Origin of the sequence: Streptococcus mitis (genome assembly GCF_003942995.1) — a bacterium.
Taxonomy (GTDB): Bacteria; Bacillota; Bacilli; order Lactobacillales; family Streptococcaceae; genus Streptococcus; species Streptococcus mitis_CV.
Genome location: NZ_RJOH01000002.1, coordinates 207,376 through 229,913, shown reverse-complemented (window position 1 = coordinate 229,913; position 22,538 = coordinate 207,376). Strand labels below are relative to the sequence as shown.

Sequence of the window (22,538 nt, the reverse complement as noted above, 5' to 3'; positions counted from 1 at the left end):
ATTCAATCGAAACTGCGGGAAAAACTAGATTTTTTTGTCAAAAAGTGATAAAATGAACAATGTAAATGGGATGACCCATAAAAATATACAGGAGGCCTGATAAAATGGCAATCGTTTCAGCAGAAAAATTTGTCCAAGCAGCTCGTGACAACGGTTATGCAGTTGGTGGATTTAACACAAACAACCTTGAGTGGACTCAAGCTATCTTGCGCGCAGCAGAAGCTAAAAAAGCTCCAGTTTTGATCCAAACTTCAATGGGTGCTGCTAAATACATGGGTGGTTACAAAGTTGCTCGCAACTTGATCGCTAACCTTGTTGAATCAATGGGTATCACTGTACCAGTAGCTATCCACCTTGACCACGGTCACTACGAAGATGCACTTGAGTGTATCGAAGTTGGTTACACTTCAATCATGTTTGATGGTTCACACCTTCCAGTTGAAGAAAACCTTAAATTGGCTAAAGACGTTGTTGAAAAAGCACACGCTAAAGGTATCTCAGTAGAAGCTGAAGTTGGTACTATCGGTGGTGAAGAAGACGGAATCATCGGTAAAGGTGAATTGGCTCCAATCGAAGACGCTAAAGCAATGGTTGAAACTGGTATCGACTTCTTGGCAGCTGGTATCGGTAACATCCACGGTCCTTACCCAGCAAACTGGGAAGGTCTTGACCTTGATCACTTGCAAAAATTGACAGAAGCTCTTCCAGGCTTCCCAATCGTATTGCACGGTGGATCAGGTATTCCTGATGAGCAAATCCAAGCAGCTATCAAACTTGGTGTTGCGAAAGTTAACGTTAACACTGAATGCCAAATCGCATTCGCTAACGCAACTCGTAAATTTGCTCGTGACTACGAAGCAAACGAAGCAGAATACGACAAGAAAAAACTCTTCGACCCACGTAAATTCTTGGCTGACGGTGTAAAAGCTATCCAAGCATCAGTTGAAGAACGTATCGATGTATTCGGTTCAGAAGGTAAAGCTTAATCTAGCTGAATAATACAGATGAAACCTGCCCATTGGGTGGGTTTTTTGGCGTGAATATATTGTAGAAGAACCAATCTTAAGTTGCTAAAAGGTTCTATTTTTTGTACAATAATGCTATGAAAAAACTAAAACAATGTAGTCTTGCCTTTCTTAGTTTCATTCTTTTGTTTCTAGCGGCTACATTCATCTTTCACCGTATCAGTTTGGAAAAAGAACAAGCCTTACTGACACCTATGGGACAACAAGTTCTCGTCGATGGACATCAAATAAATGTTTACGTTGAAGGGAATGGTCCTGAGACTATAGTAGTTCTCTCAGGTGCTAGTATTGCTTCTCCTATATTGGACTTTAAAGAAGTATCGGAATCCTTATCGAAACGGTATAAGGTAGTCATCGTGGAGCGAGCAGGATATGGTTATAGTGATGATAGCAATCATTCAAGAGATGTGATGGAGGTTTTGTCTGAGACGCGTCAAGCTCTTTCACAAGCAAATGTCAAAGGTCCTTTTATCATTTTGTCTCATTCCATGGCTAGTCTTGAGAGTTTAGCTTGGCAGGAAAAATATCCTGATGAAGTGAAAACCTTGGTTGGGTTAGATTGGGCACTGCCAGCTAGTTATGAAGATTTAAAGGAGAATCAGTCCTTGCTCACTGTGGCATATTGGAGTAGCAAGATTGGTTTATTACGCTACTTACCTGAGTCTTTTTATATAAAAAATCAAACTCTGACCGAAAATGAACGAAAACAATATAAACTTCTAGCTTATAAGCAGTTGATGTCACAAGCCATGCTTCATGAATCCCAAACGGTAAAGGAAAATGCCAAGAAAGTTACTTCTAGCATCAATCCGAAAATTCCCACCTTATTACTGGTGTCTAACGGTGAAGGTACTAGTTTTAGCCAATCAGAATGGCAACGTTATGCAGAGAGATTTGCAAGCGACCAGTCTAATGTTCAAGTCGTCTATATGGATGCGCCTCACGACCTCTATCATTATCAAAGCGATGCTATTGTTTCTCGCATTAAAGAATTTTTAGAGAATAATTGAGGGCTTAAAAATCCATTGAGACTGATGATAATAATTGAAAGGTAGTGACTTATGAATAATTCTTATATTTTACTTAGACATGCTCATTCAAGATTTTCAAGTGATGATTTTAATAGAACTTTATCAGAAAAAGGATTTTCATCTCTTGACCAGTTAGAGTTTTTGAATTCTTTTAATATTGATTATTATTTTTCTAGTCCTTATAAACGAGCATTTGAAACGATTAATAGCTCGCCAATTCAATTTGATAAAATAGTTCTTGATAATCGGTTACGAGAGAGAAAATTATCTTCAACCTTTATAAAAGATTCTGAGTTTGAAGACAGTATTAAATATTTATGGCAAAATCCTAGTGAATCTCTTTCAGAAGGGGAATCAAATCAAGACGCACTAGCTAGAGTACTAAATTTTTTAATGGAATTGGAAGAGAGATACTCAGAAAAAACGATTTTACTTAGTTCACACGGGAATTTGATAGGAATACTACTAAATCACTTTGATTCCAGTTTTGATTATGAAAAATGGGAGCAAATGACCTTTCCAGATTGTTTTCTAATTGATAGAAATGGGATTGTGAAAAGAATTATGAAAGATTAGTTCTTTGATTAAATAGTGAATCATATTGATCAAAATAGTTTGCTTTTTACAATTCGTAACCTGCCCCTAAGGGCAGGTTTTTTGTGTTTTAAAGAAATTATCAAACAAGAATTTTTGATTCAAAAGTATTACATTAAGAGAGAAGTCTCTAATTTCATAATCTACAAGCAAACGCTTGCATTCTATTTTTTATTGGATTATAATAGGTTGGTATAAAGCCTTTTGTAGTAATAAAATGTAGAAGGTATAGAAAGTAAGGATTTAGAATACTTGTAGTCAAAAACACAATGTTGCTATTCCTTACATAGGGAGATAGATATGGCAATGATAGAAGTGGAACATCTTCAGAAAAATTTTGTGAAGACTGTTAAGGAACCGGGGTTGAAGGGGGCATTACGCTCCTTTATTCATCCTGAAAAACAGACCTTTGAAGCGGTCAAAGATTTGACCTTTGAGGTTCCCAAGGGGCAAATTTTAGGCTTTATTGGGGCCAATGGTGCAGGGAAGTCGACAACCATTAAAATGCTGACAGGAATTTTGAAACCGACATCTGGTTTTTGTCGGATTAATGGCAAGATTCCCCAGGACAATCGTCAAGATTATGTCAAAGATATTGGCGTAGTTTTTGGACAACGAACCCAGCTATGGTGGGATTTGGCACTGCAAGAGACCTACACGGTTTTAAAGGAGATTTATGATGTACCAGACTCGCTCTTCCATAAGCGTATGGACTTTTTGAATGAAGTCTTGGATTTGAAGGACTTTATCAAGGATCCCGTGCGGACTCTTTCACTGGGTCAAAGGATGCGGGCGGATATTGCGGCTTCCTTGCTTCACAATCCCAAGGTTCTCTTTTTAGATGAGCCGACCATTGGTTTGGACGTTTCGGTCAAGGATAACATTCGTCGGGCTATTACCCAAATCAATCAAGAGGAAGAGACAACCATTCTCTTGACCACTCACGACCTGAGCGACATTGAGCAACTTTGTGATCGGATTTTTATGATAGACAAGGGGCAGGAGATTTTTGATGGAACGGTGAGCCAGCTCAAGGAAACCTTTGGCAAGATGAAGACACTCTCCTTTGAACTGCTACCAGGTCAAAGTCATATCGTTTCTCACTATGAAGGCTTTTCGGATATGACAATTGATAGACAAGGAAATAGTCTCAACATTGAATTCGATAGTTCTCGCTACCAGTCAGCTGATATTATCAAGCAAACCCTGTCTGATTTTGAAATCCGCGATTTGAAGATGGTGGATACGGATATTGAGGATATTATCCGTCGCTTCTACCGAAAGGAGCTCTAAGATGATCAAATTGTGGAGACGTTATACACCCTTTATCAATGCAGGGGTTCAGGAATTGATTACCTATCGAGTCAACTTTATTCTCTATCGGATCGGCGATGTTATGGGTGCTTTTGTGGCCTTTTATCTCTGGAAGGCTGTCTTTGATTCTTCGCAAGAGTCCTTGATTCAGGGCTTTAGTATGGCAGATATCACCCTCTACATCATTATGAGTTTTGTTACCAATCTTCTGACCAGATCTGATAGCTCCTTTATGATCGGGGAGGAGGTCAAGGATGGTTCCATCATCATGCGCTTGTTGAGACCGGTGCATTTTGCGGCCTCATATCTTTTCACCGAGCTTGGGTCCAAGTGGTTGATTTTTATCTCTGTTGGCCTTCCATTTTTAAGTGTCATCGTGTTGATGAAAATCGTATCTGGGCAAGGGATTGCAGAAGTGCTAGGATTAACTGTCCTTTATCTTTTTAGCTTAACCTTAGCCTATCTGATTAACTTTTTCTTTAATATTTGCTTTGGATTTTCTGCCTTTGTGTTTAAAAATCTATGGGGTTCCAATCTACTTAAGACTTCAATAGTGGCCTTTATGTCTGGAAGTTTGATTCCCTTGGCTTTCTTTCCAAAGGTTGTTTCAGATATTCTGTCCTTCCTGCCTTTTTCATCCTTAATCTACACACCAGTCATGATTATCGTTGGGAAATACGATGCTGGTCAGATGATTCAGGCGCTCGCTTTGCAGTTTTTCTGGCTCTTAGTGATGGTGGGCTTGTCTCAGTTGATTTGGAAACGAGTCCAGTCCTTTATCACCATTCAAGGAGGTTAGTATGAAAAAATATCAGCGTATGCATCTGATTTTTATCAGACAATATATCAAGCAAATCATGGAATACAAGGTAGATTTTGTGGTTGGTGTCTTGGGAGTCTTTCTGACTCAAGGTTTGAATCTCTTGTTTCTCAATGTCATCTTTCAACATATTCCATCCCTAGAAGGTTGGACTTTTCAAGAAATTGCCTTTATCTATGGTTTTTCCTTGATTCCCAAGGGCTTGGACCATCTCTTTTTTGATAATCTCTGGGCGCTAGGGCAACGCTTGGTGCGAAAAGGTGAGTTTGACAAGTATTTGACTCGTCCTATCAATCCTCTCTTTCACATCTTAGTTGAGACCTTTCAGATTGATGCTTTTGGCGAACTCTTAGTCGGTGGTATTCTACTAGGAACAACAGTGACCAGCATTGCTTGGACTCTTCCAAAATTCCTACTTTTCCTAGTCTGCATACCATTTGCGACCTTGATTTATACTTCCTTGAAAATCGCGACAGCCAGCATCGCTTTTTGGACCAAGCAGTCAGGCGCCATGATCTACATTTTTTATATGTTTAATGACTTTGCCAAGTACCCGATTTCGATTTACAATTCGCTTCTTCGATGGTTGATTAGCTTTATCGTGCCATTTGCCTTTACGGCCTACTATCCTGCCAGCTATTTCTTGCAGGACAAGGATGTAATCTTTAACATCGGAGGTTTGATGTTGATTTCCCTTGTTTTCCTTGTCATTTCCCTTAAACTCTGGGATAGAGGCTTGGATGCCTACGAAAGTGCAGGTTCTTAAATTGAATACTATCAAAGCCTTGTCTCAGGACAGGCTTTTTCTAATATAGATGGAAATTACTTGACACCTATTCTAAGAGTGCTATACTGTAAGTGTAATCGCCGATTTAGCTCAGTTGGTAGAGCAAGGCACTCGTAAAGCCTAGGTCACAGGTTCAATCCCTGCAATCGGCAAAGTGAAGAAGCTCAAAGCCTTGTCTTGGGACAGGGCTTTTTTATATGTTAGGAACATGCATTGAAGCTAATTCTAGAGTGTTAAACTAGATGAAAAAAGAAGCAATAAGATGTAATTCAATCGCAGTTAGTCTAAATGAATGAAAAAGATGGGATAGCCCCTTAGAATCAGATTTTGTAGGTATTTCTTTGATTCCTGTTGTAGGAATTATTGAAAAGATAGTGTAAAAGGAATTTTATAGAAAATTTTTTGCAAACAAAATACTGCTCAAGTACGGTCATTAAAAGCATTAGATTTTTTGGTTAAGTTTTGAGGGTCGGTTCATGACAAGAATTTTTTTACATTCATGATATAATAAGCTTAGATTCCGCTATACAGGAGGAAAGAGATGAAAAAAAATAAATGCTTATTTTTGGTTGTTAGTGTAATGTTAATGCTCTTAACACTTTTTGCTCTAAATGGATGTAGTTTGGGTGGTGAAACAATCCCTAAAAATAGAACAAAAAAACAGTACGAATTTGAAAAAACGTTTGAGCCCATGTTTAAATTTTTAGAGCAAGACAAGAAGGAGTTTAATGGATTAAAGCTTTACAAAAATAGTATTTATATAGAGAGTGGAAACGTAGTAAAGGATTATAAAGTATTCTTAGATACTAGCCAATCTGAAATTAAGGGTGACTATACAATAAAAATTGGGGATAATAAAGAAACAGTTCCTGTTACTTACTCTAATGAGAGATTACAGTACGAATCGAAGTTAGAACCTTTGTTTGACGAAGAAATTCTTAATTTGGTAGTACAAAGAGATTATTTCGCTTCCTTGAATATAAAAGAAACCTTTAAGAGTGCTGAAACTGAATTGAGCGATATTATCTACCAGCCTGAAAATCATTCTGACCTCTATAAATATCTTAAAAATAAGTACGATATGCCAGAAGATACGACCTGTCGAATAATATTAGATTACTCTAGTGGCTCAATTTATGGGATTACAATCCAGTTGAATTCGAAAGATAAGACAGTTCAGTTGGATTTAACAATATTTAAACAATAGGGATGGTAGTTTATGAATGAAATCGAAAAGAGCATAAACGATATCGGAAGCGGCATTGATTCAGGTATTAAATCAATTCAGAAAGTGTTTGGGTGGTAAATGTGGAATTAAAATTTAAAGAAACAAATAAAACATTTCATAAAATTGTAGAATTTAAAGGTGAAAAATATCTTTTGGATATGACTAGCATTAGTCCTAAAACTTATTTCTGGGGTTCTCTTCCTAGTGAAATCACAGCTAAATGCTTAAAGTTAGATAAAAGAGATACGAGATTTGAGAGCTTAGCTCCAACTATGAACAAATCTCTTGGTATTGGAATAGGTGTAGCAATAGGTGGAGCTTGTTATGGGATTGTTACGAATGCTGTTAAGAGTTATGACATTAGCCATAATATTTCTTTTAAATTAGGATTATTTGTCCTCTTTATTGTCATAGCTTATCTTACTTTCAGGTTCATTGCTTTCGTGGCCCGTCATAATCTTCAACAAAAGCTTTCAAGTAAAGAAACGAAGCATCAAATAGTTTTCAAATTAGCAAGACAACAACGTCAGTTGAAACTGTATAAACTTCTGCCTATTCTTTTCGTTATGGTTATAGGATGTTTGGGGTTTTATATATTTACTGATAATGGGACAGAGGCATCTATCCTTATCGTTAACAGTATTTTATTTTTGGGTTTCTTTACGGTTATCTTAGGTATGTTACCACTCCGAGAAAGTTACGAAAAGCAAGAGATTATTTTTGATAGAGTAGAGAGGTTATAAGTTAAAAAGATACATAAATACTATTCTATAACGGATTTTTAATGAGTAACAGGAGACGTTATGTTAAAAATATTAAAAACGAACAAATGGATATTCCTTGCAGTTTCTGTGCCTTTTCTTATTATCATTCTTTCTTATTTGCTTATGGGGCATTCGTTTGGCAACACTGCTAAGTTTATACATGTTCATGAAGATACTATCAAGAGAGAAATTCTTGCAGACATAGATAGTCAAGGACAGTATATAAAGTCTGTGACGCTTTTACCTGGTTCAGCGATGGGGTCTTTTGATAATGGCGGAGATGTAGGCGGAAATTATCATATTTACTTTAGAGCCTATGTTAATAATAATCGCAAGCAGTCAATGAAAGTAGAAATATACTTTCCTGATGCTGGCATACCTCCTTTTACCTTTATAAAACCCAATCCTTATAAATCACCTGAAACTATGGAGAGATGGTACTTGTCAGTACAAGAGGTATCCAATGACCCCTCGTGGGATTGGAAGCGAGAGCAAGATAAATTGACTGAAACTATGAATAAACTTTCGGATGTTGCTGTTCGCAAGGCCAAGGATGCATCTTGGCAAATTCAAAAAGAAATTATGATTCGTTTTCTTAACAAATGGCTAAATGAACATGAGGAAAATTTCAAACTAGCTATCCAAACAGATCTGTATAGAAACGACCCAGAATTGGAACAGAAATTAGGAAAGATTCAAAGTATAAGTGTAAGTGAATATCAAATGTACATTCCTTCGACAGGTAGCGACATTCGTTTTGATGTTAGATTTGAGAAATATCCTGAAGAAGTAGCTACTATAAACGTTCGCTTGCATTCCCAAGGGGAACAATCAGTTTTTAAGGATCCCTTAGTAGCTGCAACTATTAGTTTTGAAAATGAACGTTTTGCTATAAAAACGAAGTACGACTCCAAGCTATTTCCAATTTTTAATCAAAGTCGATTTGGTAATAGTAATGGAGAAATATCTTATAAGCTCCCAAAAGACTATGAAAATCAATTTTTAATTCCTTAACTATCAAGCAAGCTATTGTGCTTGCTTGATCTTTATCAAACACTTCCAGTTGCTTCAACTGATAATAGTAAGTTGAGAGAGCTAAACGTGCTGTTTCAAGAAGTAAATCTAATCGAAATCCTCCTGAAACCATTTCTCTATCTGTTTCTGCCTTCCTCGCCCTAGTGCTTCGTCTCTTTCCTTCAATTCTTTTAACTTTTTTAGGTAGGCCACCTTGGTACGTAAGCGTTCATTCTCCTCTTGAAGTCGCTCTAGTTCTGTCATTTTTTCCCAAGGTTTCTTCCGTTTCCTTCCCATTTTAGCTGGTCTCCCTCTTGTTTTTTCAACAATAGTATACCCGTTTTTCTTGTATTGTGCTAGCCAATTTGTCAACAGTGAACGATCGGGTAAAGCATAATCTAAAGCTACACTTTTTTGTGAACAACCTTCAAGCATAACTTTCTTAACTATTTATTGTTTTAATTTTGGGAAATAGTGACGATTCTTCCACTTTTTTATGATTTCTATTTCATAACGGTCAATTAATTTTAACATATACTTTAGACCAGAAGCATTCACACCAAATCTATTTGAAAGCTGTTTGAATTTTTGGCCTTGCTTTCTAAGTTCATAGATTTGAACTTTATCATCATAAGTTAATTTCATAATAAAAACACCCCAAAAGTTAGATTTTTTCTGTCTAATTTTTGGGGTGCAGTTCATTACAGATGGTTTTCTTTTGCTATTCTCAACTTCTCTTCTTACGGTATCTCTCATATGGTATAATGGAGAAGGACATTCTTTCTGTTTGGCAAAAATTCGAAGACAGCTATTGGGGCTATCGTTGGGCTCGCTTGGGGAACGCTTAATCTTATCGGTTCTGTAGTTGCACCAGAATTTAAAAAGTCTGTTTATGACGGAGTTAAAAATTTTGCTTATGGTGCTGTAGACGTGGTAGAATCAGGAGTGGAATCTATCGGGAAAGGAATCCACCAGGGCTTGGAGACTGTCAAAAGTGTGGGCAAGAATGTTTCTGATTTTTTCAATGGTGGTCTGAAGGCTGCCTCATCCTTGTTTGGATAATAGGAGAGAATAAATGGATAAGATACAAAAAGATATTAATGATGCACTCGATCCAACTCGAAGATTAAACTTAGTAAAGATAATTTTTGTAGCGCCTTTTTTTTCATTGATGATTATGCTTGGGACATCTTTACCGATAAACCTATTTCGAATGGCTAGTGAAGCTGGACATGAACTAGTTACGCAATTGACATCAGTTGAAAAAGGTCTCATTCCCCCAGATAGTTTCTTTGGTTTTCTATTCTTGTTTTGTTGGTGTTATTTTATTTGTTGTTATATCATTACGAAAAGAAATCGCATTAAAGCCTATTTAATGACTCAGATTTTTCAATTATTTTTGCTCGTAATTTTATATTATAGTTTGTTTATAGCCGCCTTGTATCTAATCCCTCTAGTAGCAGTTCGTATCGTCTACTGGATAGGTTTTGTCTTATCACTGATTTACCTTATCTATATCCTTGTTACTAAGCAACGCGCTAAAAAAGATTTTTTTACTTCTCTAAATATTAAAAAATTTTTGAATGTTATTTTGTTTTTATGGCTATTAATGTCTGGAATCAATCTCTTTACTAATGGCCTTAATCATTTCCTAGCGCATCTCTTACTTGCTTTATTGCCAATTTCACCTATTTTATTAGGACTATTTTTGGTATCATTTTTTAAGTCCAATGTAGTAACACTAGAGAACTTGAATGCAGTCAATAAAAACCAAGAGAAGTACCGTGAGGAATATGGCTATACCATTGAAGAATGGTACGGGAAAAAGTCAAAAATGTATAAGGAACATGTGAAGAAGTCTAAAAAGAAATAAAGGTTTATAGACACTATTCCTAGTCTCTTGATAGTGGATTGGATCTGGTTATTCTGATTCTAGATGAAGCACCTGAAAATAATTCAGGTGCTTTTCTATACTTTTTACTAATTGATTAACTATTCTGGTATAATGGGTTAAGGATTACTTACTTACTAGCAAATACTCAAGGAGTTAAAAATTTAGCCTATGGTGCTGTGGACATGGTAGAATCAGGAGTGGAGTCTATCGGAAAGGGAATCCACCAGGGCATGGAGACTGTCAAAAGTGTGGGCAAGAATGTTTCTGATTTTTTCAATGGTGGTTTGAAGGCGGCCTCGTCCTTGTTTGGATAATGGGAGAAAATAAATGGATAAGATACAAAAAGATATTAATGAAGCACTTGAGACGGGCAGACGTTTTAACATATTGAAGATGTTTTCTGTAGCACCTTTATTTTCATTTATGATTATTCTTGGGACCTATTTTCCGATAAGCTTATTTCGAATGGCTAGTGAAGCTGGGAATGACCCAGCCGTACCATTGACCTCAATGGTTACCCAGCTAACATCAGTGGAAAAAGGGCTCATTCCTCCAAATAGCTTCTTTGGCTTTCTATTCTTGTTTTGTTGGTTTTGTTATATTTGTTTTTATATCATATCTAAAAGAAATCGTATTAAGACCTATTTATTGACTCAGGTTCTTCAGTTGATTTTATTTATAATTTTTTATTATAGTTGGTTTATAGCTATCTTGTATTTAATCCCTCTAGTAGTAATTCGTATCGTCTACTGGATTGGATTTGTATTATCACTGATTTATCTTATTTATATACTTGTTACAAAGCAGAGTGCTAGCAAGGATTATTTCTCCTCAGAATATTATAAAAAGTTTCTGAATGTTATTTTGTTCTTATGGTTATTGATGTATGGAATCAATCTCTTTACCCATGGGCTCAATCATTTCCTGGCGCATCTCTTGCTTGCTTTATTGCCGGTGTCACCTATTTTCTTAGGCCTTTTTCTGGTATCATTTTTCAAGTCCAATTTAGTAACACTTGAGAACTTGAATGCAGTCAATAAGAACCAAGAGAAATACCGTGAGGAATATGGCTATACCATTGAAGAATGGTATGGAAAGAAGTCAAAAATGTATAAGGAACATGTGAAGAAGTCTAAAAAGAGATAAAGGTTTGTATAATTTTTATTAAAAGGAGAAAAAATGAAGAAGCTGTTTGTTATAATTTTATTGTTAATACTTGGAGGTTGCTCTAATGGAAAGGAAGCAGGGGGAACAGAGAAAAGTACACGCGATACAGTTGTAAATAAAGAGAAAGAATTGAAATTTGTAGTAGCACCACAATATGAAGGTCAAACGTCGGATTTAATTGAACTTGGAAAAAAATTGACTAAGGAACATCCCGAACTAGGTAGTAAGGGAAATATGGCTATCTACTTTACAGGAGCAGTCTCAGATGGTAGGGCAGCACTGATGCTCGTCAATAAAACTGACGTAGATATCAAAAAAGATTTGGAGTTTTCACTAAGCTGGTCCTATGATGGCAAAACTATTTTTGAGAATCAAAAGATTAGCTATACTATCAAGGATAGTGGTGAGTTACCTTCTTACACAACTACATTAATTTTGTTACCACTTAACTCAGAACAAATGGAAAGTGTTGACTCGATGTCAGATCCATCCAAGATGACACTTTCAATCTCTGATGTGAAGAGCGTAGAATAAGATAGGAGTTGAATGTGACAACAGAAACCATTTTATTTTTATTTGCTACCATCGTCATCCTTTTATCTTTGATCTTTTTATCTGGTACATATCTCTACCTTTATTTTCGGGATAAAAAGATGGTACGTCTTGCCAAATCGTCTGTTAAGGGAACGGTTGTGGGCTATAGTAATTTTCAGGCTGGGAATCCTCCGATTGTTGAATATACGGTTGACGGAACTACTTATAGCAAGCCATTACGGTATTTTATAATCAAAACGATTTCGCTTCCATGGGGGCCTGTAAAAACATCTGATAACTTTACAAGAGAGGACATGTTGGCAAATTCCCTAACCTTTTATCGTAATTCTTTTATATCGTTTAATAACTTAATGCGAACGCATTTTCCAGTCTATTCAACGATGACTGTATGGTATGATCCTGAAAAACCAAACAGGGCTTATGTAGAACGATACTGTGGGATTAACAAGCTTTATAAATGGTTTGGCATCGGTAGTGCTATATTGTTAATCATGACCTATGCTATTGTAGTACTTGCTTATTTGTTAAAGAGATGAGGTATAGATGTCAGACGTTAGTATTGTTGAAGTAGAAGAAGTGAACCTAAGTATATCAGATATTCAGATGAAGTAGGAGAACTATATGACAGATTTGAAGCTTTATTTTTTGTTGCTATTTGCACTTTTATTACTCTGTTCATTTGTATTTTTCTTTTTCCGTTATTTTTACAAAAGAGAACTAAGGATTAAAAATTTATCTACTGCATGTATTGAGTGGGTTGGGAAATGTATCAGTCGAACAGATTTGTCAAAAAGTATATCCTTCATGTTAGGAGCTTATAGAGGATATGCTGGAAATGTTTTATAGATATCCCAGTTTATTTTAAGAGTTATCCTTTCTCTGTAACGGATGCAGCTAAGGATGTCTTCATAAAATATAGATGAAATTGGTTAAGGCTTGCAAACGATAGGAGTGGAGTTAATGGCAAAGATAAATAGAAAAAATAAAGCAAAGATTACTGATATAGAAAGAGAAAGATACCACGGGCCTTTGATTACAGATGGTGTTAGTTTAGTTTATATTAAGTTATATCCATGGATTGGTTTGGCATTAAGCGGTTTTATGTATTTGGTTGGAAGTTATGAAGATAATCTAGGTATCTTTAAAGGGATTTCTTTGTTTTGCGGTGTTGTGAATATACTTGGTGTTATCATTTCTTTTATTCCCTATTTGGTAAACGCCTGGAAGGCTTTAATATATTATTTAATAGCCCTCACAGTATTAAGCTTAGTGATAGGTTTAGATTTTATTGGTTTATTAATGGTTATTTCAGACGGCAGTCCTATAGGAGCAAAGGAGATATATCAATCCCCTCTCACTCCATTTTATGTTATCTTTATATTACTTCTTTTTATCTTTGCATGCGGTCTTTATACTTGGTATTATCTGCCAAAGAATCAGGGGAAAGTCTGGGCCTTTAATCAAGTAAAAGGAGGAAGTAGAAAGAAAACATGGTGGAATAATTTTGCTATAGCTTTTGCTGGGGCAACAATCATTCCCGCCCTTCTAACAGGTTATATTCAGATTGTTTTTGGTGTTTTATTGGGATTTTTATTGACTTTGACCCTGCCAGCTGTCATGGTAGATGCGGTTTATGCAGCTATTTATGTAAAAAAGCACCCTGATAGCGATGAATTAGTTTAGCCAACAAATATAGATTAGTAGGTAAAAAAAGAGAAAATAATGAAAAAAGTTCGAAAAATTCAAATGCTGATGGGAGTTATACTTTCAGTTTTAGTCGTCTTGATAGTAGCATCGATCTTCTTATTTAGATTTAATGGAAAGAAAGATTCAAAGCAAGTATCATCAACGGTTTCTGTTAAAGATAGCAGAAGTCAGGCGAAAAGCGATAAAGATACCAAAGTTAAAGAGGAGGAGATCCAGAAACTCAAGGATCAGCTAGCTAGTTTAGATAGCAAGGTCGATGAGTCAGAGAAGTTAGTTGCTAAGCTAAAAGAAGAAACTGCAGTGCCAAGATTGGATATCGAGTCATTAAGAAATAATGATTTATCTAGTTTGAAAGGTACTTGGCGTACAGCTTCGGGTAATGAATATGTCATTAATGAGTCTGGGGAAGTACGTTCCTCTTGGATATCAAATGGTCAAAAGAATGAATCTATTGTCGAATTGAAAGCATCAGGTGGAAAAAATAGTCAAAATCCAGAAACAGTTTTTATTAGTGCTTGGGTAAAAGATTCTGTCGTAGGCGGATTTGTGGTAGTTGCCGTACCAAGTGGAGTTGTCATGAAACCTGGTGATGATGGAAAACTAACAGATAAAAGCAATCATGACGAGGATAGACTGTTTGCAGGACAGCAGTATGAAGCGATGTTGTCGAGACCAGAAGATGTTTACTATCGTGTAAAACCAGATACTAGTAAACTTGAGGAAGAAGAGAAGAATTTAGCTCAACTACAGGCTGAACGCGAAGCAATCAAAACTTCTCTAGAATCTAAGGAAAAGAAAAATACTAACTAGAAAAACTAGTTTAGAATCTAACTTTCGATTGTTTTAGTTCAGAAATACTGTTGCAATCGGCAAAATGAAGAAGCTCATTAGGGCTTCTTTTCTTTTATCTTAACACTTCAACCACTTAGACTGATATATAGACCAGATAGGCAAAAGAGCTTGTTCTTGAAACTGACCTCTGCTATAATGCTTTTTGTAAGGGACGTGAGACGTCACTATCAGATAACTCAAGTTCATAAAAAAGAAATTGGAGATAAAAATGAAAAAATTATTAGGGATTATATTTTTAGTATCAGCAGCGACAGTAGTGTATTTTGCTTCTGTTGGATGGCCAATTTTAAATGTCAACCTCTGGTCATTGATTCCGGTAGGGCTGTTCCTATTTTTCACTCTAGAGAATCTTTGGAAAAAGGATTACAAGGCTAGTCTGATGTGTTTGATTATTGCCTTTATCATCGCCAATGCAATTTTGGACCTTTTACCAATTTCAAGTGGCTTGGTAATTGGAGCGGGCGTACTAGCTTGCATTGGTATTGGATTTATCTTTCCTGATAAAGAAGGAAAATAGGAATTATTAAAAAAGATATAAAGAAAAACACTTCAATCATTGTATTTTAGTTTGATTGAGGTGTTTTCGATTTAGTTTTTTATTTCTGAGCCATCAATTCAACAATCATCTCGATATACATGACAAGGGTTACTAAAAATCCTGCACGCCAGAAGAATTTGATGAATTTAGGATAGTAAAAGCTGCGTTTTTTCAAAAGAAAGAAAAAAACGAGGATAATGGCTAGGAGTGAGAGGGCTAGGCCAAGTCTAGGGAGAAAATTATGGGTAAAGGTTTTAGCTGTGATCAGGTAATACTCAAATACCAAGACTGGAAAAGCTAGATCCGCAAAGTTTCGTCCTAGTTTTTTTAATCTAAAAAATTTGGTTATGATGATGCAGACTACTAAGGTCAGTATCAATAATAAAATAGATGCTAATTTCATTAAAATCATATTCATATTGTATCATAAAAAATGGCTAAAGGAAATGAGAAACAGAGGAATTTATAGGAAAGTCAGGCTTTTGAGATTGTGGGTGTTTTTTGTTATAATGAAAGTTATGAAATCTTATAACACCTTGAATGATTATTATCGAAAACTCTTTGGAGAAAAGACCTTTAAAGTCCCTATTGATGCGGGATTTGACTGTCCCAATCGTGATGGAACTGTGGCTCATGGGGGCTGTACTTTTTGTACGGTTTCAGGTTCTGGGGATGCTATTGTAGCACCGGATGCGCCTATCCGTGAGCAATTTTATAAGGAAATTGACTTTATGCACCGCAAGTGGCCAGATGTTCAGAAGTATCTGGTTTATTTTCAGAATTTTACCAATACCCATGAAAAGGTGGAAGTCATTCGAGAGCGCTATGAACAAGCTATTAACGAGCCAGGTGTAGTAGGAATCAATATCGGAACACGGCCAGACTGTTTGCCAGATGAAACCATCGAATATTTGGCTGAGTTGTCGGAGCGCATGCATGTGACGGTTGAATTGGGCTTGCAGACTACTTATGAAGCAACCTCTGACCTGATTAACCGTGCCCATTCCTATGAATTGTACGTAGAAACGGTCAAGCGTTTGAGAAAGTATCCCAAGATTGAGATTGTTTCCCATCTGATTAATGGACTTCCTGGTGAAACCCATGAGATGATGCTTGAAAATGTCCGACGCTGTGTTACGGACAATGATATTCAAGGGATTAAACTGCACTTGCTCCATCTTATGACTAATACGCGTATGCAACGAGATTACCACGAAGGACGCTTGCAGTTGATGAGTCAGGACGAATATGTCAAGGTCATCTGTGACCAATTGGAGATCATTCCCAAGCATATCGTCATCCATCGAATCACAGGAGATGCACCTAGAGATATGCTGATTGGTCCTATGTGGAGCCTCAATAAATGGGAAGTGCTAAATGCTATTGAAACTGAAATGCGACGTCGTGGAAGCGTGCAAGGATGTAAGGCTGTAAAACAGGAGTTTAATAATGAAAAGACCACTTGAAATGGCACATGATTTTTTAGCTGAGGTAGTGACAAAAGACGATATCGTAGTGGATGCGACTATGGGAAATGGCCACGATACCCTTTTTTTATCTAAGTTAGCCAAGCAAGTCTATGCCTTTGATATTCAGGAACAAGCCTTGGAAAAGACCCAAGAGCGTTTGGACCAGGCTGGAATGACAAATGCCCAGTTAATCTTGCAAGGTCATGAGACACTGGACCAGTTTGTGACAGAAGCCAAGGCAGGGATTTTTAATCTGGGTTATCTGCCGTCAGCTGATAAATCTGTCATTACCCAACCTCAGACTACCATTGAAGCCTTAGAAAAGTTGTGTCACTTGCTTGTTAAAGGGGGACGGATTGCCATCATGATCTACTATGGTCATGAGGGAGGAGACCTCGAGAGGGACGCTGTCTTGGATTTTGTGAGCCAGTTGAACCAACAAGAGTATACAGCTGCCATTTACAGAATCCTGAACCAAGTCAACAACCCACCATTTTTAGTAATGATTGAAAAATTAGAGAGATATAGACATGGATAAACAATACCTACGTGAAAAGCTGGATGCCATGCGCCAGAATTTTGTTGAATCAACCCACCACGAACGAGCGGTGGGAGTGCTAGACCAAGCGCATATGAGCAAAAAAATGCTTAAAATCAAGAAAAAATTAGTTGCTCTTGAAATGGAACGGTGCCAGAGAAAAATTGAGCACAAGGATTGTTCCAAGATTGACCAAAAAATCAAAGAGCAGAAGGAGATTTTTGAATCTTGTTGTAAAAAAGATTAAGGAGGACGTGCGTGGAATTACTGATTTACCTCATCCTATTTTTACTGGTCTTGATTGTCTCAAGTACTACCAATAAGCTCCTGCCCTTTTTGCCTCTCCCTTTGGTGCAAATTCTTTTGGGAATTGTGATTGGTCTCTTTTTACCTAATACCGACTTTCACCTCAATACGGAGTTGTTTTTGGCACTGGTTATCGGGCCCTTACTTTTCAGAGAGTCGGAAGAAGCGGATATTACTGCTATTTTAAAACACTGGCGAATCATTGTTTATCTCATATTTCCAGTGATTTTCATCTCGACCTTGAGTTTGGGAGGCTTGGCCCATCTTCTTTGGTTTAGTATTCCTTTGGCAGCTTGCTTGGCTGTTGGGGCGGCCCTTGGACCAACGGATTTGGTGGCCTTTGCCTCTCTTTCTGAGCGCTTTAGCTTTCCTAAGCGCGTCTCCAATATCCTTAAGGGTGAAGGACTCTTGAATGACGCATCTGGTTTAGTGGCCTTTCAGGTAGCTTTGACAGCTTGGGCAACTGGAGCCTTTTCCCTTGGGCAAGCGAGTAGTTCGCTCATCTTTTCAATTCTAGGCGGTTTTTTAATTGGATTTTTAACAGCCATGACCAACCGTTTCCTCCACACCTTCTTGCTAAGTGTGCGCGCAACGGATATTGCCAGCGAACTTTTATTAGAATTGAGTTTGCCCTTGGTAACCTTCTTCCTGGCAGAAGAAGTCCATGTTTCAGGGATTATTGCCGTTGTGGTTGCTGGTATTTTAAAGGCAAGCCGTTTTAAGAAAATTACGCTCCTTGAAGCCCAAGTGGATACGGTGACCGAGACGGTCTGGCATACAGTGAATTTTATGCTAAACGGTTCGGTCTTTGTGATTTTAGGGATGGAGTTGGAAATGATAGCAGAGCCTATCTTGACCAATCCAATCTATAATCCCTTACTGTTATTGGTATCTCTTATAGCCCTTACCTTTGTCCTCTTTGCCATTCGTTTTGTCATGATTTATGGCTATTATGCCTATAGGACTAGACGTCTCAAGAAAAAACTGAATAAGTATATGAAGGACATGCTTCTTTTGACTTTCTCAGGTGTCAAGGGAACGGTGTCCATTGCTACGATCCTTCTGATACCAAGTAATCTAGAACAGGAGTATCCTCTCTTACTTTTCCTTGTCGCAGGTGTGACGCTTGTCAGCTTTTTAACAGGCCTCGTGGTCTTGCCTCATCTTTCTGATGAACAGGAAGAAAGCAAGGACTATCTTATGTATATCGCCATTTTGAATGAAGTAACGCTAGAGTTGGAAAAAGAGTTGGAAGGCACCAAAAATAAACTTCCCCTCTATGCGGCTATTGATAATTATCATGGACGTATTGAAAATCTCATCCTGAGTCAAGAAAATAAGGGGGCTCAAGAAGACTGGGAGGCCTTGAAACTTCTCATCCTCAGTATTGAAAGTGATGGTTTAGAACAGGCTTACGAAGAGGACAAGATGAGTGAGCGTGCCTATCGAGTTTACCAACGTTATTTGAAAAACATGGAACAAAGTATCAATCGCAAGTTTGCTTCACGATTGACCTATTATTTCCTTGTTTCCTTGCGGATTTTACGTTTTCTTCTTCACGAAGTCTTTACTCTTGGCAAGACTTTTCGCAGTTGGAAAAATGAAGAATCACAGAAACTCAGGGCTCTTGACTATGACCAAATTGCAGAGCTTTATCTAGAAAATACAGAGATGATTATCGAAAGTCTGGAGAACCTTAAAGGGGTTTATAAGAGTTCTTTAATCAGTTTTATGCAGGATTCTCGTCTCCGAGAAACAGCTATCATCACCAGTGGTGCCTTTGTCGAACGGGTTATCAATCGTATCAAACCCAACAATATCGATGAAATGCTGAGAGGCTATTATCTGGAGCGCAAGTTGATTTTCGAATACGAAGAAAAACGATTGATTACGGCCAAGTATGCCAAGAAGTTACGACAAAATGTAAATAACTTAGAGAACTATTCTCTGAAGGAAGCTGCCAATACCCTGCCTTATGATATGATGGAATTGGTAAGAAGAAATTAATCAAGATTGTAAGTGAAGGAGTGTGACATGAAGAAGTGGTGGAAAGAGCTGATAGACAAGCCTTTATTAAAAGCTTTTTTGCATTATTATCAAGCATCAGATAGTGAGTTGACCAGTGTCGCAGTAGCCTACTATTGGTTGATTTCGATTTTTCCACTTCTTTTGGTGGTGGTCAATATCCTCCCTTATTTTCAGATTCCAGTTTCTAATTTTTTAAAGGTTGTCAATGAATTTTTGCCCGATACCATGTATGATGTGGTTGCAAAGATTATTACAGAAGTACTGACCCAACCGTCAACGGGCTTATTGAGTTTTGCGGTTTTGTCAGCCCTCTGGACCTTTTCAAAATCCATGAATTTCCTACAGAAAGCCTTTAATAAAGCTTACGGAGTAGCAAAAAATCGTGGAATGATTTCCCATCAGCTTATGAGTTTGTTTGTCAGTTTTGGCTTGCAGATTCTATTTGCCTTAGCTCTCTTTCTCAGTGTCTTTGGTCGCATGCTTCTCAACCTTATCAAAAGTTACTGGAAATCGGATAGTCCTATTTTTGATTATCTGCAAGACCTAACAGGCCCTTTGGTCTATGCTTTGATTTTTGCAATCTTGGTCATGCTTTATTACTTCCTGCCTAATGTTAAGGTCCGACGAATTCGCTCTGTATTACCAGGTAGTGCCTTTGTCATGCTGACTCTGGTCTTACTACTTAATATCTTTTCAGTCTATGTCAACAATTATGTCAATCACCTAGTGGACGTCCGTTTTTTCAGTTCCGTCGTCGTGGTGGTCATGATGTTCTGGTTTATTCTCATCGCTAAGATTTTAATTGTCGGTGCGGTGATCAATGCCAGTGTCCAGAGTTTGAAAGATCCGAGCTTTAGAATAAATTAATTCATTTTTTATCCATTACAAAACGCATACTATCAGGCTTTATATAAAACCTTGATAATATGCGTTTTTTGATTATGTAAATTAATAGATAAACATGGCGTCACCAAAACTAAAGAAGCGGTAGTGTTCTTGGATGGCATGGTGATAGGCATCTAAGACTAATTCACGGCCTGCAAAGGCAGAAACCAACATAACCAGAGTTGATTTTGGCAGGTGGAAGTTGGTTGAGAAGGCATCCACGACCTTCCATTCATAGCCAGGTTTGATAAAGATATTGGTCCAGCCAGAATCTGCTTGGATTTGCCCATCAAACTTGGAACCAATAGTTTCCAAGGTGCGGATAGAAGTGGTTCCGACAGCGATGACGCGACCACCATTTTCCTTGACAGATCGAAGAGTGGCAGCAGCTTCCTCAGAAAGCTGGTAGAATTCTGAGTGCATTTCGTGTTCGTCCAGATTGTCAACTGAAACGGGTCTAAAGGTTCCGAGTCCGACATGAAGAGTCAGATAGACTAGATGAACACCCTTAGCTTGGATTTCTGCTAGCAGTTTTTTGGTGAAGTGAAGACCAGCAGTAGGTGCTGCAGCAGAGCCACTTTCCTTGGCGTAGACGGTTTGATAGCGTTCGCGGTCATCCAATTTTTTGTGGATATAAGGCGGTAGAGGCATTTCACCCAGACTTTCTAAAACTTCTAGGAAAATTCCTTGGTATTCAAAGCGGACAATGCGGCCCCCGTGAGTCAATTCTTCCGTAACAACAGCGCTGAGGCGACCATCACCAAAGCTGACACGAGTACCGACCTTGAGGCGTTTGGCAGGTTTAGCCAGAACTTCCCACTCATCTCCACTAGTATTTTTAAGCAGGAGAAGTTCCACATGACCTCCAGTTTCTTCCTTTTGACCATAGAGGCGGGCAGGGAGAACGCGGGTGTCGTTCATGACAAGGGCGTCACCAGGTTCCAGCATATCAATAATAGAGTGGAAGTGTTTATCCTGCATTTCTCCAGTCTCACGGTTGACAATGAGGAGTTTAGAAGCGTCCCGTTTTTCAAGGGGCGTTTGGGCAATCAATTCCTCGGGTAAGTGGAAATCAAAATCAGCTGTATTCATATATCTGTTCATTCTTTCTAAGTTCTAATCTTATCCATTATAACATGTTTCAAGTTTGGACGCTCTTTTTTTGAAAATTAAATCGTTTTCACTTGACAAAAATTGGTCTATACCATATAATAAATATAGATTGAAACGGAGGATAAAAAGATGAAAGTTATTAAAGTTGAAAACCAAATCGAAGGTGGAAAAGTTGCTTTTGAGATTTTGAAGGAAAAATTGGCCAACGGCGCTCAAACCCTAGGACTTGCGACAGGAAGTAGCCCACTTGAATTTTACAAGGAAATCGTTGAGAGTGACCTTGATTTTTCAAATCTAACCAGTGTCAACCTTGATGAGTATGTAGGACTTGATGGAGACAATCCACAGTCTTATCGTTACTTCATGCAAGAAAACTTGTTTAACCAAAAACCATTTAAAGAAAGTTTCTTGCCTCGTGGGGTTAAGGATCATGCTGAAGCTGAAGTTGAACGCTACAACCAAATTTTGGCTGACCATCCAGTTGACCTCCAAATCTTGGGAATCGGTCGCAATGGACATATCGGATTTAATGAACCTGGTACTCCATTTGACAGTCAAACACACCTAGTCGAACTTGACAAGTCTACTATCGAAGCTAATGCTCGCTTCTTTAACAAGATTGAAGACGTCCCAACTCAAGCCATTTCAATGGGGATTAAAAACATCTTGGATGCCAAGTCAATTATTCTCTTTGCTTACGGTGAATCGAAAGCAGAAGCCATTGCTGGAACAGTGTCTGGTCCAGTGACTGAGAACCTACCTGCAAGTAGCCTCCAAAACCACTCTGATGTGACCATCATTGCAGATGCTGAAGCGCTCAGCCTACTTGAAAAATAAAAAGTATAAAAACCACTTGCTCTTTGGAGTGAGTGGTTTTTTACTTCAAATGTTCACTATCCTACTAAAAGA

The 22,538-nt window shown here is 37.7% G+C and carries 26 protein-coding genes, 1 tRNA gene and 1 pseudogene; 25 read left to right on the top strand and 3 right to left on the bottom strand.

Annotation, left to right across the window (positions count from 1 at the left end; translation table 11 throughout):
• The first annotated feature begins 104 nt into the window (after nucleotides 1–104).
• The 10 genes from D8836_RS02640 to D8836_RS02595 all read left to right on the top strand — a co-directional run bounded on the left by D8836_RS02640 (nucleotide 105) and on the right by D8836_RS02595 (nucleotide 8,577).
• Nucleotides 105–986 (top strand): class II fructose-bisphosphate aldolase, encoded by an 882-nt coding sequence (locus D8836_RS02640; RefSeq protein ID WP_001018997.1) that lies wholly within the window; start codon nucleotides 105–107, stop codon nucleotides 984–986.
• A gap of 116 nt (nucleotides 987–1,102) precedes the next feature.
• Nucleotides 1,103–2,035, top strand: coding sequence for an alpha/beta fold hydrolase (locus D8836_RS02635; protein ID WP_185761580.1), 933 nt, complete (start codon nucleotides 1,103–1,105; stop codon nucleotides 2,033–2,035).
• A 51-nt stretch (nucleotides 2,036–2,086) separates the two neighbouring features.
• Complete coding sequence (locus D8836_RS02630; RefSeq protein WP_096421868.1) at nucleotides 2,087–2,632, top strand: histidine phosphatase family protein; 546 nt, start codon at nucleotides 2,087–2,089, stop codon at nucleotides 2,630–2,632.
• Between the two features lie 318 nt (nucleotides 2,633–2,950).
• Nucleotides 2,951–3,943, top strand: coding sequence for an ABC transporter ATP-binding protein (locus tag D8836_RS02625; protein ID WP_125393067.1), 993 nt, complete (start codon nucleotides 2,951–2,953; stop codon nucleotides 3,941–3,943).
• 1 nt (nucleotide 3,944) lies between these two features.
• A complete protein-coding gene (locus tag D8836_RS02620; RefSeq protein ID WP_125393066.1) occupies nucleotides 3,945–4,763 on the top strand; it encodes an ABC transporter permease in 819 nt (272 codons plus the stop codon).
• A gap of 1 nt (nucleotide 4,764) precedes the next feature.
• The gene (locus tag D8836_RS02615) at nucleotides 4,765–5,550 is read left to right on the top strand and encodes an ABC transporter permease (protein WP_125393065.1); all 786 of its coding nucleotides are present in this window, start codon (nucleotides 4,765–4,767) and stop codon (nucleotides 5,548–5,550) included.
• Between the two features lie 100 nt (nucleotides 5,551–5,650).
• Nucleotides 5,651–5,723: transfer RNA gene (locus D8836_RS02610), tRNA-Thr, on the top strand.
• A 389-nt stretch (nucleotides 5,724–6,112) separates the two neighbouring features.
• Nucleotides 6,113–6,778 (top strand): hypothetical protein, encoded by a 666-nt coding sequence (locus D8836_RS02605; protein ID WP_078352374.1) that lies wholly within the window; start codon nucleotides 6,113–6,115, stop codon nucleotides 6,776–6,778.
• 101 nt (nucleotides 6,779–6,879) lie between these two features.
• Nucleotides 6,880–7,542, top strand: coding sequence for a DUF443 domain-containing protein (locus tag D8836_RS02600; protein ID WP_125393064.1), 663 nt, complete (start codon nucleotides 6,880–6,882; stop codon nucleotides 7,540–7,542).
• Nucleotides 7,543–7,602: 60 nt separating this feature from the next.
• On the top strand, nucleotides 7,603–8,577 hold the full coding sequence (locus D8836_RS02595) for a hypothetical protein (RefSeq protein WP_260468265.1): 975 nt from the start codon (nucleotides 7,603–7,605) through the stop codon (nucleotides 8,575–8,577).
• Here the strand turns inward: D8836_RS02595 and D8836_RS02590 are convergent.
• A pseudogene (locus D8836_RS02590) lies at nucleotides 8,531–9,222 on the bottom strand (IS3 family transposase); the annotation flags it as partial. The gene D8836_RS02595 and the pseudogene D8836_RS02590 overlap by 47 nt on opposite strands.
• 430 nt (nucleotides 9,223–9,652) lie before the next feature.
• Here D8836_RS02590 and D8836_RS02580 point away from each other — a divergent pair.
• From D8836_RS02580 to D8836_RS02545, 9 genes are all read left to right on the top strand, one after another.
• Nucleotides 9,653–10,450 (top strand): hypothetical protein, encoded by a 798-nt coding sequence (locus tag D8836_RS02580; protein WP_125393063.1) that lies wholly within the window; start codon nucleotides 9,653–9,655, stop codon nucleotides 10,448–10,450.
• A gap of 203 nt (nucleotides 10,451–10,653) precedes the next feature.
• Entirely contained in the window at nucleotides 10,654–10,785 is a 132-nt protein-coding gene (locus tag D8836_RS11345) for a hypothetical protein (protein WP_260468264.1), read from the top strand.
• A 13-nt stretch (nucleotides 10,786–10,798) separates the two neighbouring features.
• Nucleotides 10,799–11,617, top strand: a complete 819-nt coding sequence (locus tag D8836_RS02575; RefSeq protein WP_078238256.1) for a hypothetical protein — start codon at nucleotides 10,799–10,801, stop codon at nucleotides 11,615–11,617.
• A 33-nt stretch (nucleotides 11,618–11,650) separates the two neighbouring features.
• Nucleotides 11,651–12,172, top strand: coding sequence for a hypothetical protein (locus tag D8836_RS02570; RefSeq protein WP_125393062.1), 522 nt, complete (start codon nucleotides 11,651–11,653; stop codon nucleotides 12,170–12,172).
• Nucleotides 12,173–12,186: 14 nt separating this feature from the next.
• Nucleotides 12,187–12,729 carry a DUF3592 domain-containing protein gene (locus D8836_RS02565; protein WP_084888577.1) on the top strand — a complete coding sequence of 181 codons (543 nt, stop codon included), beginning with the start codon at nucleotides 12,187–12,189 and terminating at the stop codon, nucleotides 12,727–12,729.
• Nucleotides 12,730–12,814: 85 nt separating this feature from the next.
• A complete protein-coding gene (locus D8836_RS11340) occupies nucleotides 12,815–13,039 on the top strand; it encodes a hypothetical protein (protein ID WP_084888575.1) in 225 nt (74 codons plus the stop codon).
• Between the two features lie 114 nt (nucleotides 13,040–13,153).
• Nucleotides 13,154–13,876 (top strand): hypothetical protein, encoded by a 723-nt coding sequence (locus D8836_RS02555; RefSeq protein ID WP_125393061.1) that lies wholly within the window; start codon nucleotides 13,154–13,156, stop codon nucleotides 13,874–13,876.
• Nucleotides 13,877–13,915: 39 nt separating this feature from the next.
• Nucleotides 13,916–14,710, top strand: a complete 795-nt coding sequence (locus D8836_RS02550; protein WP_260468263.1) for a DUF6287 domain-containing protein — start codon at nucleotides 13,916–13,918, stop codon at nucleotides 14,708–14,710.
• A 250-nt stretch (nucleotides 14,711–14,960) separates the two neighbouring features.
• Nucleotides 14,961–15,269: a hypothetical protein gene (locus D8836_RS02545; protein ID WP_125393060.1), complete on the top strand. Its 309-nt coding sequence runs from the start codon at nucleotides 14,961–14,963 to the stop codon at nucleotides 15,267–15,269.
• A gap of 79 nt (nucleotides 15,270–15,348) precedes the next feature.
• On the opposite strand, the gene D8836_RS02540 is transcribed toward D8836_RS02545, so the two are convergent.
• Nucleotides 15,349–15,708, bottom strand: a complete 360-nt coding sequence (locus D8836_RS02540) for a DUF3397 family protein (protein WP_125393059.1) — start codon at nucleotides 15,706–15,708, stop codon at nucleotides 15,349–15,351.
• Between the two features lie 91 nt (nucleotides 15,709–15,799).
• Here D8836_RS02540 and mnmL point away from each other — a divergent pair, with 91 nt between their 5' ends.
• The 5 genes from mnmL to D8836_RS02515 are packed head-to-tail and all read left to right on the top strand — an operon-like array spanning nucleotide 15,800 to nucleotide 20,498.
• Nucleotides 15,800–16,756 carry a tRNA modification radical SAM protein MnmL/YtqA gene (gene mnmL / locus D8836_RS02535; RefSeq protein ID WP_125393058.1) on the top strand — a complete coding sequence of 319 codons (957 nt, stop codon included), beginning with the start codon at nucleotides 15,800–15,802 and terminating at the stop codon, nucleotides 16,754–16,756.
• The gene (gene mnmM, locus D8836_RS02530) at nucleotides 16,740–17,297 is read left to right on the top strand and encodes a tRNA 5-(aminomethyl)-2-thiouridylate-methyltransferase MnmM (protein WP_125393057.1); all 558 of its coding nucleotides are present in this window, start codon (nucleotides 16,740–16,742) and stop codon (nucleotides 17,295–17,297) included. Before mnmL ends, mnmM begins: the two co-directional genes overlap by 17 nt.
• Nucleotides 17,290–17,544: a hypothetical protein gene (locus D8836_RS02525; protein ID WP_000361085.1), complete on the top strand. Its 255-nt coding sequence runs from the start codon at nucleotides 17,290–17,292 to the stop codon at nucleotides 17,542–17,544. The genes mnmM and D8836_RS02525 overlap by 8 nt, the downstream gene beginning before the upstream one ends.
• An 11-nt stretch (nucleotides 17,545–17,555) precedes the next feature.
• Nucleotides 17,556–19,610: a cation:proton antiporter gene (locus tag D8836_RS02520; protein ID WP_125393056.1), complete on the top strand. Its 2,055-nt coding sequence runs from the start codon at nucleotides 17,556–17,558 to the stop codon at nucleotides 19,608–19,610.
• A gap of 27 nt (nucleotides 19,611–19,637) precedes the next feature.
• On the top strand, nucleotides 19,638–20,498 hold the full coding sequence (locus tag D8836_RS02515) for a YihY/virulence factor BrkB family protein (protein WP_125393055.1): 861 nt from the start codon (nucleotides 19,638–19,640) through the stop codon (nucleotides 20,496–20,498).
• Nucleotides 20,499–20,579: 81 nt separating this feature from the next.
• On the opposite strand, the gene queA is transcribed toward D8836_RS02515, so the two are convergent.
• Nucleotides 20,580–21,608: a tRNA preQ1(34) S-adenosylmethionine ribosyltransferase-isomerase QueA gene (gene queA / locus D8836_RS02510; RefSeq protein ID WP_125393054.1), complete on the bottom strand. Its 1,029-nt coding sequence runs from the start codon at nucleotides 21,606–21,608 to the stop codon at nucleotides 20,580–20,582.
• A 150-nt stretch (nucleotides 21,609–21,758) separates the two neighbouring features.
• On the opposite strand from queA, the gene D8836_RS02505 reads away from it, so the two are divergent.
• Nucleotides 21,759–22,466, top strand: a complete 708-nt coding sequence (locus D8836_RS02505) for a glucosamine-6-phosphate deaminase (protein WP_000864589.1) — start codon at nucleotides 21,759–21,761, stop codon at nucleotides 22,464–22,466.
• Nucleotides 22,467–22,538: the final 72 nt, after the last annotated feature.